The 15,268-nt window shown below is 44.2% G+C and carries 9 protein-coding genes and 2 pseudogenes; 2 read left to right on the top strand and 9 right to left on the bottom strand.

Features of this window, described 5'->3' with window-relative positions:
* The first annotated feature begins 32 nt into the window (after positions 1–32).
* Entirely contained in the window at positions 33–2,942 is a 2,910-nt protein-coding gene (locus Xhom_RS49285) for a salicylate synthase (protein ID WP_335673759.1), read from the top strand.
* 99 nt (positions 2,943–3,041) lie between these two features.
* Here Xhom_RS49285 and Xhom_RS49280 read toward each other — a convergent pair whose 3' ends face one another.
* From Xhom_RS49280 to pntA, 3 genes are all read right to left on the bottom strand, one after another.
* On the bottom strand, positions 3,042–5,699 hold the full coding sequence (locus tag Xhom_RS49280; protein ID WP_069315703.1) for a non-ribosomal peptide synthetase: 2,658 nt from the start codon (positions 5,697–5,699) through the stop codon (positions 3,042–3,044).
* 455 nt (positions 5,700–6,154) lie between these two features.
* On the bottom strand, positions 6,155–7,543 hold the full coding sequence (pntB, locus tag Xhom_RS49275) for a Re/Si-specific NAD(P)(+) transhydrogenase subunit beta (RefSeq protein ID WP_069315702.1): 1,389 nt from the start codon (positions 7,541–7,543) through the stop codon (positions 6,155–6,157).
* A gap of 10 nt (positions 7,544–7,553) precedes the next feature.
* Complete coding sequence (pntA, locus tag Xhom_RS49270; RefSeq protein WP_069315701.1) at positions 7,554–9,086, bottom strand: Re/Si-specific NAD(P)(+) transhydrogenase subunit alpha; 1,533 nt, start codon at positions 9,084–9,086, stop codon at positions 7,554–7,556.
* 1,049 nt (positions 9,087–10,135) lie between these two features.
* Here pntA and Xhom_RS49265 point away from each other — a divergent pair.
* Positions 10,136–11,113 (top strand): tail fiber protein, encoded by a 978-nt coding sequence (locus tag Xhom_RS49265; protein ID WP_069315700.1) that lies wholly within the window; start codon positions 10,136–10,138, stop codon positions 11,111–11,113.
* A 25-nt stretch (positions 11,114–11,138) separates the two neighbouring features.
* Here Xhom_RS49265 and Xhom_RS49260 read toward each other — a convergent pair whose 3' ends face one another.
* From Xhom_RS49260 to Xhom_RS49235, 6 genes and pseudogenes are all read right to left on the bottom strand, one after another.
* Complete coding sequence (locus Xhom_RS49260; RefSeq protein ID WP_069315699.1) at positions 11,139–11,753, bottom strand: tail fiber assembly protein; 615 nt, start codon at positions 11,751–11,753, stop codon at positions 11,139–11,141.
* Complete coding sequence (locus Xhom_RS49255; protein WP_084023023.1) at positions 11,753–12,751, bottom strand: hypothetical protein; 999 nt, start codon at positions 12,749–12,751, stop codon at positions 11,753–11,755. Before Xhom_RS49255 ends, Xhom_RS49260 begins: the two co-directional genes overlap by 1 nt.
* A gap of 51 nt (positions 12,752–12,802) precedes the next feature.
* Positions 12,803–13,399 carry a YmfQ family protein gene (locus tag Xhom_RS49250; protein ID WP_069315698.1) on the bottom strand — a complete coding sequence of 199 codons (597 nt, stop codon included), beginning with the start codon at positions 13,397–13,399 and terminating at the stop codon, positions 12,803–12,805.
* A complete protein-coding gene (locus Xhom_RS49245; protein ID WP_069315697.1) occupies positions 13,396–14,532 on the bottom strand; it encodes a baseplate J/gp47 family protein in 1,137 nt (378 codons plus the stop codon). Before Xhom_RS49245 ends, Xhom_RS49250 begins: the two co-directional genes overlap by 4 nt.
* A pseudogene (locus tag Xhom_RS49240) lies at positions 14,522–14,932 on the bottom strand (phage GP46 family protein). The gene Xhom_RS49245 and the pseudogene Xhom_RS49240 overlap by 11 nt, the downstream one beginning before the upstream one ends.
* A pseudogene (locus Xhom_RS49235) lies at positions 14,896–15,268 on the bottom strand (hypothetical protein); the annotation flags it as partial. The pseudogenes Xhom_RS49235 and Xhom_RS49240, both read right to left, overlap by 37 nt.

Genomic DNA, 15,268 nt, shown 5'->3' with positions numbered 1-15,268 from the left:
CACCTTATTCAATCCCAGAAAAAAATCTTACTATGACGCCAGACTATCATTGGAATGGCGAAACAATAGACCAACAGCTTGCAGGATGGTCGAGTATCTGGGGTGATAAAACAGCGCTGATTTATCAAGAGCAACAATTAACTTACCGTGAACTCCATCAAGCTGCGGAAAGGCTGGCAAGTGGATTATTCCAGCGGGGGATCCGTCGTGGTGACAACGTTATGGTGCAATTACCTAACCGGATCTCTTTTGTTGTTACCTGTTTTGCCCTATTCAGGCTAGGCGCTCATCCAGTGTTACTAATGCCGACACAACGGGCACATGATGTTCATGCACTTTGCCAGATTGCCCACCCAGTGGCATATATTATCCCTGATTGTATTCACGGTTTTGATTATCGGGAAATGGCACGGGAAGTAGCGGCATCTTGCCCTGATATGCAGCATGTTATCGTTGATGGGGAAGCGGAGGAATTTATTGCTTTATCCTCCATTGATGGTGAACCGCTTGATGTCTCTGGCCCATGTTACGGCGATATTGCCGTACTCCTGCTTTCCGGTGGAACGACAGGTACACCGAAATTAATTCCACGCACTCACGATGCCTATACTTATGATTTTGTACTCTCAGCTCGCCTGTGCTCAGTTAATACCGAAAGTGTTTATTTAGCGGTACTGCCTGTTGCACATAATTTCACCTTAGGCAGCCCCGGAATTCTGGGCACACTTTCTCAGGGAGGATGCGTACTCCTAAGTGATACCGCCAGTTGTGATGAAGCCATGCCATTGATAGAACAGCACAAGGTGACACATGTAGCGTTAGTCCCGGCACTTGCCCGACTCTGGGAGCAGGCCCGTGATTGGGAACAGAGCGACCTTTCATCCCTGCGCTGTTTACAAGTCGGTGGAGGCAGGCTCACACCGGAACTGGCAAAACAGGTCATGACACGCCTTGGGCCTTTGCAACAGGTATTTGGCACAGCGGAAGGATTGCTTTGCTATACCCGACTGGACGATCCCTATGAGGTCATTATTAACACCCAGGGGCGCCCATTATCAGAAGAAGATGAGATCAAAATTGTTGATGCCAATCTGCAACCTGTTGCATCCGGTGAGGTAGGCGAACTGATTACACGAGGCCCCTATACCATCGCAGGGTATTACCGGGCAGAGCAACATAATACTGTCGCTTTCACCATTGATGGTTTCTACCGTACAGGCGATCTGGTTCGTATGAGACCAGAAGGTAACCTAATCGTTGAGGGACGAATCAAAGAGCAGATCAACCGCAGTGGCGAAAAAATCTCGACACAAGAAGTTGAAACATTACTGCTGCAACATCCAGATATTGATGATGCAGTTGTCATCGCTGTTCCTGATGAACTCTTGGGTGAACGAATTTGTGCTTGCATATCAAAAAGTAGCAACCAACCGGAACCCACACAGATACAGACATTTTTACATCAGAAAGGCGTTCAGCGTCATAAAATCCCTGATCAATGGTTGTTTGTGGCGTATTGGCCATTAACCACAGTAGGAAAAATCGACAAACGTCAGTTAGTACAGATGGCACAAACAGAACACGGAAGCCCAATGCAACAATATCATGAACACACTATCGCTATTACCAGCACTCCATTAGATCTGGTCACCCACTTGCTCGCAGACAATGATGTACAACCTTGTACACTCTATGAAATCAAAGGGGAATGGTCATTAGGGATAGGCTGTGCAGCCACCATAAGCGCAGATGCATCTGGACAATTGATTGATTCAAAAGGAAATCATTATCCATACGATATCAATACATTAAGCCAGAAACTTGAGCAGGTACTCAACACGATTCCTATTAAAGACTGGCGTGCTTATGGCAGAACACTATTTGAGTTTTCCCATATGACATACGGGATACCATTAGATCCATCATTAGAACAGCAAAATGAAGCATTAATAAAAATCACTGTTCCACAGCATGAATTACGCATAACTCAAGGACAAGTTCTGATACGGACGCTGGAAGAAGACCAAATCCCAATATTGAGAGAAAAAGTCAGGCTAGCTGAGCAAGCAGGCACACCGGCTTTCCCATATACAAAAGAGCTGGAAATTATCAATACAACAAACGCTAGAAATAATTATCAAAACAGTGTTGCAAGTGCAGTCAAGGATATTACCGCAGGCCACTATCAAAAAGTGATCCTGTCACGCAAGGTTGAACTTGGTTCAAATGTTGATATAACACACAGTTACTGGCTAGGCCGTCAGGCTAACACCCCAGCCCGCTCTTTCTTCTTACGAGATGAAGAATTTTCTGCTTACGGTTTCAGCCCTGAAACCGTAGTTGAGGCAGATGGTTTCGGTTGGGTTAATAGCCAACCATTGGCAGGCACCAGAGCATTGACACATGACAAGGAGCAGGATCAACAGTTGCGGGCTGATTTACTTTCTGATCCGAAAGAAATCGCTGAGCACGCTGTATCTGCCAAACTCGCATTAGAAGAACTGGCCCCGATTTGTCAGGCAGACACGCTTTGCGTATCAGAATTTATGGCTATTCGTGAACGTGGTTCGGTACAACATTTGGCATCACGAGTAAAAGGATTGCTGCAAACGGACAAAAATCGTTGGGATGCTTTCATTGCCCTATTTCCGGCAGTTACCGCTTCAGGGATACCGAAAAAGCTTTCATTGGAAGCCATCTCTCGTTATGAAGGTGAACCGCGCCGGCTTTACAGTGGTTGTGTCATGTTGTTGGATAGCTCAGGCAAACTGGATGCCGCGCTGGTATTACGTTCTTTCTATCAACATAAAGGACGTAGTTGGCTTCAGGCTGGTGCGGGGCTGGTCAGAGATTCAAAACCAGAAAGAGAATGGCAGGAAACCTGTGAAAAACTTGAGTGCATTATGAAATACGTACGCCCTTATTCCGATAAAAAAGACTAAGAGTCTATTGGGATAAGTCGTAATAACACTTCTGGGAAAACCGAATTATTCGAGTTTTCCCAGGGTGATTAATTTTTTCGGATACTCCAAATAAAAACATCAGATAGGAGCTAAATTACTACAATAAATGTGCCCTATTTTTTTCTCTGGCGAAATTTCCAGCGCAGTTACCATTTCCTGTAATATCATTAAGAACATGTCACAAATTAATACAGGTTCAATCCCTCGCATCTCCTGTGCAATTTGCACATTAATCACAAAATCTTCCGCAAGATCATCAATGCTAATGTAAATCGGATAGTGTGTCCGCTCCGTAATTCCAGCATAATTGATTTCATTCGCAGGGACAGGATTTTCTGCCTGAAAAGGATGTGCCGGAATAGTGTTGTATAGTTCACTATGGTAGTAATTCAGTAATGAGTTAAATAATGATGTTGTTCCCGATGCTTGTATTGATTGTCGCGCCGATTCTAATTGTTGATCCAATAATGATGCCCACTCGTACTCCACCAATTTCATCAGGCTGCCTTGCGCATTCCAGAGACAGGTAAGCACAGACTGGCTATCCAAGTGCAATTGAAGTGGCAATATTTTGATAAACTGCCCCATTGCTTTTTCGACATCCTCACACATCAACCTACGCCCCAGTAACACGGTGCTAAATACAACGTCATTACATCCTGTCAGGCAAGCGATCACTTTTGCCCAAGACAAGTGAAATAAAGCGGCAGCCGTGACTCCGTGTATTCTAGATTGTTGCCGGATCTGATTACACAAATTCTCTGGTAATATCCGACGAACTTCCGCAACAGCCCCTTCTCCCCAATGCTTGCTTAAGTCAAATGAGGACGGAACAGATTTGTCATCCCGTAACAGGACTTTTTCCACTATGTCTGAGTCTTTCTCCGTTGGCTCACAAACTTGCAATTGCATTGCCAATTCAGACAATACTGGATTCTGGTACAGAATGTGTGCATCCGCCGTGAATCCACGACGACGTAAAGCTAACGCCATTTTTATGATTAGTAATGAATGACCACCCAGATTAAAGAAATGGGAATTTCTGCTGATGGTTTTAATACCTAATAATTCACGCCACACTTCAGCTAGCACCTGTTCAGCTCCCTCTTTCGCTGGGGCGAAATCCTGCTGTCTGAGTTTTCCTATGGAAATAACCGGAAAGACTTTGCGGTCAAGTTTTCCACTGGCAGATAAAGGGAAGCTATCGACGATGACAATGGCTGCGGGCCGCATGTAGTCGGGAGCCACAATTTTCATAAACTGCTGAATGCTCTCTTTGATGCTGCTCTGAGAATGGTGCAGGGAAGCTTGTTCCGAGGCAATGACAAAACTAACCAAACGCTTGTCTTCAGAACTCTCACCTTGCGCCAGTACTACCGCATCACGCACTGCGGGATGTTGCATCAACAAAGCTTCAACTTCTCCTGGTTCAACGCGGTATCCACGGATTTTGACCTGAAAATCCATCCGGCCAAAAAGTTCCAACAATCCATCTTCCCGCCATCTTGCTAAATCACCAGTACGGTACATTCGTGTGGGGGAATTTCCATTCACGGCAAGATAGACAAATTTGGCAGCCGTTTCTTCAGGACGTTGATGATAGCCATGCGCCAATTGTCGCCCTGCAATGCAAAGTTCTCCCGGTGTGTTATCCGTAATGGCACGATTATTGGCATCCAATAAATGGATTTCAACATTATGGATTGGCGAACCGATGGTAGGCAACACAGGCCAATTTTCCGCTTTTCCTTCCAAGGTATAAGCTGTCACAACATGTGCTTCTGATGGGCCATAATGGTTATGCAATCGGCAATGGGGTAATATATTGAAAAACTGCCTGATAGCGGTTGTAATCACTAATTGCTCCCCCGCGGTGATCACATCAATAAGGTTTTCCGGGTAACATTTCTGTGCAATAGCGGCCATTGCTAAACCATTCAGTGCGACATAGGGCAGAAATATTCGTTCAATCCGTTGCTCTGCAATAAAGGATATCAACGCCAATTGATCCAGCCGTAGGTGGTTGGAGATTAGTATCAATTCGCCACCACAGGATAAGGTGGAAAAGATTTCTTGAAACGAAATGTCAAAACTGAGTGGCGAAAGCTGCAAAGTTCTTTTACCAGAATAATCGCCTTGATTTTGGAGCTGCCAAACCAGCAAATTTACTAAAGCCTGATGAGGCATTTGTACGCCTTTGGGTTTTCCTGTCGAACCCGAGGTATAAATAAGATAAGCGAGATCTTGGGGGGAGCAATTAACACTTAGATTTTCTGCCTCACTATCGTTATTGTCATTTTCATTCCTAGAGGAAAAATCATGGTGAGCTAAATCAATACAGGTAATTGTCTCTGGAAGTGAGGAAATTATATCATCACGAGAAATAACCACCGACACATTGGAATCGTTCAGAATATAAGCTTGACGTTCGGTAGGATAGCTGAGATCAATCGGTACGTAAGTGACCCCTGCTTTCAATACACCAATAACCGCAACAACGGTATCAATACTACGTTCTAAGCAGATCCCTACTGAAGAAATTTTATCGCCATCATGATGATAACGATGAATGTGATGTGCTAATCTATTTGCCCTACGGTTTAACTCCCGATAAGACAGTAATTGCTCCCCAAATCGAACAGCGACAGAATCTGGTGTTTTCAACACCTGTCTCTCAAAAAACTCATGCACACAACAATCGGAAGAATGATTTTCTGTCAGAGAATCAGCAAGCATACTTATTTCCCTTTAATTTAATAAAATACTGGACAATAGAACCCCATTAACCGGATAAAACATGTCAGACTTGAGGGAGCAATAAATATTTGAGAAATGGCTTATGGGATAATTGGTTAGTTTTGAAAGTTCTTAATTAAGAATACATTAGTAATATTTACACCGTATTTAAATAACAAAAAATAATATTTCATAACATTGCTCTCATCTATGAGGCCTAACTTATTCATTATTTATAATGAGTTAGAGACTATCCTATTAGGATCTAACTCATAAAATTGACAAATATTTTCTTTCTCTGACTAAATAGGCTGATATTTAATAGCTGATTATAATATTCAGCCAACTTGTCAACGGCTTATTCATGTTTGGTAGTTTGTTAGATTTGAGAGGAAGTAAAAAAGAGCTCCATGTTTTAACACGAAGCTCTTGATATAAAGTCTGTTTTATGGCTGCTATAAAGCCCGAAGAATTGCTTCAACACTCGCTTTAGCATCACCAAATAACATCTGTGTATTCTCTTTAAAGAAGACTGGATTTTGTACTCCGGCATATCCTGTATTCATAGAACGTTTAAACACTATGACATTTTGTGCTTTCCAGACTTCCAAAACTGGCATTCCTGCAATCGGACTGGAAGGATCGTCCTGAGCTGCAGGGTTAACTGTGTCATTAGCTCCGATAACCAAAACTGTGTCTGTTTCAGCAAAGTCATCATTAATCTCATCCATTTCCAAGACAATGTCATAAGGAACTTTAGCTTCAGCAAGTAAAACGTTCATGTGACCAGGCAAACGTCCCGCAACCGGATGGATACCAAAACGAACATTAATCCCCTTCTCGCGTAATTTTGCCGTGATGTCATGAACCGGATATTGTGCTTGGGCGACGGCCATGCCATATCCAGGAGTAATAATCACTGAAGTTGAGTTTTTTAGCAGTTCAGCAACGTCTTCTGCTGTTGTTTCACGGTATTCTCCCATCTCTTGTTCATCAGTTACTGAAGAACCATCTGTACCAAAACCGCCAGCGATTACGCTAATGAAAGAACGGTTCATCGCTTTGCACATGATGTAAGAAAGAATTGCACCTGAAGAGCCCACTAAAGCACCAGTAACAATCAGTAAGTCATTGTCCAGCATGAAGCCTGCTGCCGCTGCCGCCCAACCTGAATATGAGTTCAGCATGGAAATAACCACTGGCATATCCGCACCACCAATAGATGCAACTAAGTGCCAGCCAAAAGCAAGTGCAATGATTGTCATTGCTAGCAAAGTGAAAATTTGTAAACCAGTACTTTCTGCTTTTATAAAGGTGACCATCAGAACAAAGGAAACAATTAAAGCAACCAGATTGAGTTTATGGCGATGTGGCAACATCAATGGTTTGGAGGAGAGTATCCCTCGCAATTTACCAAATGCCACAGCAGAACCTGTAAATGTCACAGCACCAATGAATATCCCGAGGAAAACTTCTGTCAGATAAATATGATGCATAATAATATTGACGAAAATGTCATGGCTGATAAAGCTATTGAAACCCACCAAGACCGCCGCTAAGCCAACAAAACTATGCAATATAGCGACCAGCTCCGGCATCTCCGTCATTTCCACTTTTTTAGCAAGACGAATACCAATAACAGCGCCGATGACCATTGCCAAAATAATCCAGCCAACGTTACCGGCATCAGGTCCCAGAATTGTGGCAATCAACGCAATTGCCATACCTACGATACCAAAAATATTACCCCGTTTGGAGCTTTCATGGCGGGAAAGTCCAGCAAGGCTGAAAATGAAGAAAATAGCGGCAACAATATATGCAGCTGTAACCATTCCGTTCGACATAAGCTACCCCTTATCCTTTACGAAACATTTTCAGCATTCGATGTGTGACAGTAAAGCCACCAAAGATATTGATGCTGGCAATTAATACTGCAATGAATGAGAAGAAACTCACCCATCCTCCTTCACCAAGTTGTAATACTGCGCCAACGATAATAATCCCGGAAATAGCGTTGGTGACAGACATAAGTGGTGTATGCAATGAATGAGTAACATTCCAAACAACGTAGTAACCTACAACACAAGACAGAACAAAGACGGTAAAATGGGATAAAAACTCTTTCGGAGCGACACGCGCTAGACAGCCATATAGAATTATTGCTAATGCGAATAACCCATATTTCAGCCACGGAGATTGCGATTTTTCTGCTGGCTTATTGTCTTTTTTCTCCGATTCAGGTTTAGCTATCGGTTGAGCAGAAACCTGGATTGGTGGCGCGGGCCATGTAATTTCTCCGTTTTTAATAACAGTGACACCACGTACAACGACATCATCAAAATTAATGGTGATTTCACCATTTTTCTCTTTACATAGTAATTTCAGAAAATTGACCAGATTTGTTCCATAGAGTTGCGATGATTGAGTAGGTAGTCGGCTAGGCAAATCGGTGTAACCGATAACTTTGACTCCATTTGGTGTCACAACAAGTTTATCGGCCTCGGTGTATTCGCAATTACCCCCATTTTGGGCAGCCAGGTCAACAATTACGCTACCCGACTTCATGGTATCAACCATTTCTTTAGTGATAAGGCATGGCGCAGGTTTACCTGGAATCAATGCAGTTGTGACGATAATATCGACTTCTTTTGCTTGTGCAGCAAACAATTCCATCTCTGCTTTGATAAAAGCTTCCGACATCACTTTTGCATAACCATCACCACTACCAGCATCTTCTTTGAAATTTAATTCCAGAAATTCGGCCCCCATACTTTGCACTTGTTCTTTCACTTCTGGGCGTGTATCAAAAGCACGGACAATGGCACCAAGGCTACCCGCAGCCCCAATCGCTGCTAACCCTGCAACCCCTGCTCCGATGATCATGACCTTAGCTGGTGGTACTTTACCTGCGGCTGTAATTTGTCCTGTGAAAAAACGTCCGAATTCATGGGCTGCTTCAATAATGGCTCGGTAGCCTGCAATGTTTGCCATAGAACTGAGCGCATCGAGAGATTGGGCACGGGAAATTCGTGGTACTGAATCCATTGCCATAACCGTTATCTTACGCTCTGACAACTTTGCCAGTAATTCTGGGTTTTGCGCTGGCCAGATAAAACTAACTAGCGTAGCACCTTCTTTCATCAAGGCTATTTCATTGTCTTTAGGGGCATTAACTTTAAGAATGATATCTGCTTGCCAAACTTGATGATGCTCTACAATATCAGCTCCTGCTTTTTGATAAGCAACATCGCCAAAGCTGGCAAGTTGCCCTGCTTCTGTCTCAACTGTGATGTGGAATCCTAATTTACACAATTGCTCCACGGTTGATGGAGTGGCAGCAACGCGAGCTTCATTGAGAAGGCGCTCTTTTGGTACACCAATATGCATAATGTTTCCTTCTTTGAAGATGAGATATTGCCGATTATTACTTGTTGAAATCTATTTAACGATTAGATTGCGTTTATTACTACCATCAGTAAAACCTATCAATAAAATGAAAAATAGTAACATCATGAAAATAGTATTAATGAATTGTCATCATTGCGTAAGAAAACATATTGTCAGAGAAACAAAATGACCTTTCAATGTAAACGATACTTCAGTTTGTATAAATCACTACATTTATTAAAATTCTTGGTTCTATATACCAAAAACTAATAATCGTTTATTTGCAAAGCATAATTTCGTGCGACAATTGGCATTAAATGTAATACTCATGACAAAAAATAATAAATAAATAAAAACAATGAATTACATTTAATTTTTCATATAAAATAAAATATATGTACGCAACCATGTACACGCTAAAAGCGTACATAATGTGGTACATAAAAATTGATTTTATACTTATTAGATAAGAAAAATTGGGAGCGGTTTCAAGGTGAGAATAAAAAGGAAAGATAATCATCAAAGGGCTGCTTTCTGCCCTTTAACATGTGGGGATCACTACAGGGAGGGCTTGAATCTAAGCTGTCATATTAAAGGTACTGGGCAAAAATAATAAATTAACTTACTTTCAGTGTATTACTGGAAAAAGAAACTTCCCTCCTGTTTTTAGCTCTCTATTTTTTTAACGCTTCTCCATGAATTACCACCTTAACGAGCCTTCAAATTCCATTTATATAACATATTGATTTTATTAATTTTATACATAAAGCCAGAAATTAAGAAAACTAAGAGGTTAAATACAGGAAATCTCGCTTTTATCATGCTAAATTTTATCAGTAGAGGAATAGATTTTATTAATTCCCCACCTGTCATTTTATGTCATCCTGCCATCAAAATATGCCACTCACCCATTACAGTTAATCAAGCCGTACTCTCCAATATTGATGAACCGATTTTATTGATGTTCACTGGCGGAGCAGTATCCCACCGCCTTCATGTTATTTAGCAATCTTAGCAATCTGTATTGTTGATGAACTGAGGGAATAAATATGCAAGATAAAAAACCTGAATCAAAAGCATTAGAAGACAACGTTGTAGTTGTGCCAACTCGTGAATATGTTAAAAGCGCGATAGAAGAACATGCCCAGAGCCGCAACCATCCAGATGCAACATTGCAAGATAAAGGATTTGTTGTCCTGAGTAATGATGTCGGTAGTGATAGCGAAACTATGGCGGCAACACCAAAAGCAGTGAAGGCTGCACATGATTTGGCGAATGCCGCGAACAATAATGCCAATGCCCGCGTTCCAGTCGGACGTAAAGTTAATGGCAAGGCACTGTCTGCTGATATTAGCCTTAGTGCGGGGGATGTTGGAGCCTACACTAAAACAGAGACTGATTCTAATATCAGCGAAGTTAAAGCATTGGCAATCACCGCAAATCAGAATGCTGTCAATGCAAATACTAACGCCGAAAGTAGGTTAGCTAAAAATCAAAATGGAGCGGATATTTCTGATAAGGATACGTTTGTAAGCAATCTTGGTTTAGAGAAAACCGTAGAATTGGCAAAAAATTCCATTCAAGGTAAGCAATATATCTATGACCTAACGGTTCAAAAAGCAGCTTGGGTAAAAATTGCTGAGGTGACGATGGCCTCTCCAAGCACCATTAATATTAATCTAATTGGTGGTTCTGGATACAATGTTGGTCATTTTGAGCAATGCACTATCGCCAATATAGTCTTAAGAACAGGGAATAACTATCCTCACGGAATCAATGCGGTGATGTACACAATCAATAGCAGTGCACCTACTGATTTGGCAACTATCAATACATCCGGTGATAACTATGATATCTACATATCAATAGGGCCTTTTGCCCAAGGGATCATTTTAAATGCTTTTGCGTCAGGTTATGCAACGATCCATAACCTATCAAATATGGCGAATTTTCCAGAAGCTCCCAAAGGGGTGGTTAAAGGGAAAGTTTATGCTTATGCATTAACTGACATAACCCCAGCGAAATAAAATCAGGGGCACTCAGCCCCTATTATCACTTCGGCTGTTCCGGCCATGCGATATCCGGTGCAGTAGTGCAATCCACCCGGTTGAGCAGCACCCGGTATTTCTTCCATGCAAGCAAAGCGGCTTTCTCGGCATCGGTAGCGATACCTAAATCAACCGCGTCCTGCCAGATATCAATTTTCTCTCTGGCTGTCCACAGGAATTGCCGTTTTTGTTGTTCGGCATCCTGAACCCGTAACTGCTGTACTTTCTGAACATCGGTTACCCACTGTTTACCGTCCCAGTTATCGAACGGGGTCTGTGGGGCTAAAAAGGTGAGTCCGACGGCTATGTCACCAATTTCAGTGATTTCTACCGGTTGACGGGTTTGGGTGCGATACGCCATTTTACCGCAGTAATCAGGGACATATTCCCAGGATTTATCGTCAACGGTTCGGAAAATTGTCATATCCGGTAACGGAGGTAAAGTCGGTTCATCCAGATATGCCCCCGCAGACAAACTGAGTCCTTCCGACGTACGCTCCACTCTTGCACCGACGTATTCCCGGGTTACCGTGTTGGCACGGTAAACCTGCGCCCAGCCATAAGACAAGGCAAAACCCTTTTCATCAAATTGTACGGGGGGTATTGTGGGTTGGTTCATTATCTCCCCCTGATTAAAAATATCACGGCCACGTTTTTCATGCGGTTTTCAGTTGCGGTCGGGACGACATGCGATGCCCGAAATTCCCTGTCCTCATAGGTATAGGCATTGGGACGGTCTGATTCACCATAAACCGCAATTTTGCCGCCCGTGCCGCTCGTTGAAAACGCCCCGGTGGTATTGTCGTAAATCCCATCTGTTTTACGGCTGCCGGTCCTAATCACTCCGGTGATATCCCGGATAGCATCTTCCTGAAACGAGCCTAATTGCCTGCCACTGCCCGAATCTACCCCGCGATCATTATCCCAGCCACGAGGCACGTAACCCCGCCAGTCGGGTAATCGTCCGGACGGGTAGTGTTTGAGTAATTCAGGGTATTTTTCGCGGTCAATCCATCCCCCTGCCATTGACAGGAAATTATCGGGATAGGACACCGGACTGCACCACATCAAGATGCCCCCGATAGGCACAGCTAATAATTCAGCATCCACTTTCCTGATACGTTCACTTATTAATTGTGAAGTAATATACTGACTCATCACCTCATCCTGAGATATCCCGGAGTGTTGAGTAATGGCGGATTTCGGTATGGCACTGACGGCAAGGTCTACCGTATCGGTCAGCCCCAGATTGTAAACAAAACGCTGTTTATTCTCGATATCCGCCCCGTTCTGGTTCTTTGCTAATCGGGCGTTGGCGTTGTCATTAACCTGATTAGTTAATTTTTGACTGGCAGCTAATTCACTCGATTTCCCTAAACTATCTGTCAGGGTCATTTTACTCTTGGCTATTAATTGAGATATTGCCTCTGATAATTGAGCATCATTATTTTTATTTAACTCGATCCCCGCTTTGGATATTACGTTTATCATTTCTCGCTGGATTGTATTAAACCACGCAGCATCTAATAGTGTTGGTGTTACACCCGCAGCGACATTGCCGTTTGTATACTCACCATTGCCATCAGCGGTATTTGTAATATCACCGATTTTTTGCATAAATAATCCTCACTCAATGAAAGTGATAATAAAATTAAAATTAATGACTGATTACGGGTTATAACCGAATTGCAGAATAGTGTGAGACGGACTGATTTTCTGAAATGGGCATTCCAGTTTTTTATTTCCCCATGACCGCAACGGGTCACCACAATAACTTCCGCCCGCCACCGCGTAATTAATGGTGGCTGTCGGGGAATTAATCCGCCAGACAAAGGGCCAGTCCTCCCCGTTCAGGGCATCACCACACACAGACAGACCCGCTCTGGCCTGCCTGAATTCCGTAATGGTAATTTTAAACCCGAGTTCAGTCGCCAAACTGATAAAATAGGACTTTGACTGGCCCCCTGTTCGTAATAATTTAGATACCACCGATTTTTGCCGTAATGAAATACTGTCAATTTCCCCCATGGCACACTCATCAGGTAATCCCAGTGATTTTTCCCATTCTGATAACATAATGGTGGCGGTTGCCGGGAAACTGCCCTCCAGCAACAAATGCGCATCCTGATCACTGCGGTGATAACTGTGCGCGATAGCCCTCATGGTGGCACTCATCACTGAATGGAGATTTCGCGTCCAGGCCATACCCGTTGGCAGTAATCCGTTGAGTGCTGAGGTGTATTCACTGACGCTGTATTGTTTCATGTGTATTTGACCTCACCCCGCACAGGCAAATGCCCGACAGACAACTCCATATTTTTTGTCGGTGACGTGATAACAAAACCGGCCGTGCCCGGCACATCCGCAATCGCATACTGCAGATCGGATATCAATATTTTCCCCGTTCCGTCCGGGTTTCCGCTCTCAAACAACACCGTATCAATCGCGGTGGCGATGCGGTTGGTGATGTCAGTGCCCACCTGAGCGAGGCCGTTAATCGTGAAATCAACGGGTCGTTTTATCGGCGACAATACCCAGATTAGTGCTGTCACCGGCCGTAACGGGTAAATATAATCAGCAACACGCAACTGATCCCCGGAGGCATGAACAGCATAGGGTTCATGTGATGAGACACCGTCGGTACCCATGGGGAAACCGTCACGCCCATTATTGTCACACATAATATACACGCCCACCGTGCCCGCCCCTGCTGCTCGGGGTTTGACCCAGACACGGGTAACCCCGGGGACGGCGAGTGCCCACTGTTTATAGTCATCATCCGACCCCCCTTGAGGTGATCCCTGATAGGCCAACAGCATTCTGGAACGAAAATCGGCCTCACTCTCGATATTTGCGCCGCCCGCTATCGGTGAAATTGCCGTGCCCTCAACATCCACCCCGGCCCTACTCTGGTCCAGCATTAAGACCGTACCGGCAGGCGCATTACCCGCCGCACCCCCGCCTGAATTATCGTCGGTAACATCGGGCAATAGCGCGATGAGAACAGCCTGTCCCTGCCCATGATGAATCCGGGTTTCATTGACCGTTTTATACTGGTAACCATCGCCCCGGTTGAGTATCGTACCGGCAGGAATAATCAGCCCGTCCGCCCCGGTAAATTGATAGTCCTCACAACGTGCTGCCGTCGCCGGTTTTTGGAATATCTTTTTCAATGCGGCCCAACCTGACAACCATTCATCGGTTGCAGTGAATGGCGTGGTTTGTTTCGCGATATAATTCAAATAGCCATAATGCAGATGTGCCATCCCCGCATCCATATCGGCCAATACCCCCATATTGGAAAACCGTAATAATGGACCTGTTTCCTGTAATTCTGACTGCAAATAACTGCGGTTTTGCTCCCGGAGTTCCGTCAGCGTTTTTCGTTTAAACGGCATTGTCCCTCTCCCATACCCAGAAAAACCGAACGCCCTCATCATCACGGCCGGGACGCTGGTAACGAATTATCATATTCAGACGATTTGGCCAGACAATCTGAGTCCGAATATCGATGGACTCCGCAACACCATCATCCAACATCTATTGCAGCGCCTCACGCGCGTAATCCTCCGCCGCCAGTGCGACGGCAGTGGTGAGCTTCTGTCGATGCAGCAACCATAAACGGGAACCTATCGGATAATCAGCGCCGTTATCGCCCCACCATCCCCGGCGATCAGTGCCGTCAATGTCATCATCCGCCCGCGCCTGCCGGTCAGTAAACAAACTGATAATAATCGCGGTTTGCAGGTCGTTACCGGTGACTAAATCACCGTGGCCAACCAGCCAATCGGCATGGATATTTTTGACATCCCACGCTGAGGTACCGTCGCTCCTGTCGTTTGGCTGGTCACGGTCGAATCCCCTGACCTCACGCCCGGCACCGGATGAGTATGTTCGTTATAGGTATCACGGAGCTGTTTCATGGTAGTTTTGTTGCTGTTACAGTTATCAATAACATCGCCCTTGACCTCTAATACCGGCGTATTCAGCAACACCTTTGTTGATGCATTAACGGTCGCTTCAGATGCGTTATTGACCGTGACCGGTTGCCCCTGTGCCTCGACGGTGATCCCCGATTCGGTCAGCAGGATATGCAGTCCCCACTGGTTATACACCACCACTTCACCGGGATTT

The organism is Xenorhabdus hominickii, from assembly GCF_002632725.1.
Lineage (GTDB): Bacteria > Pseudomonadota > Gammaproteobacteria > Enterobacterales > Enterobacteriaceae > Xenorhabdus > Xenorhabdus hominickii.
Note: the sequence above shows the minus strand (reverse complement) of the source record. Positions and strands in the feature narration are given on the sequence as shown.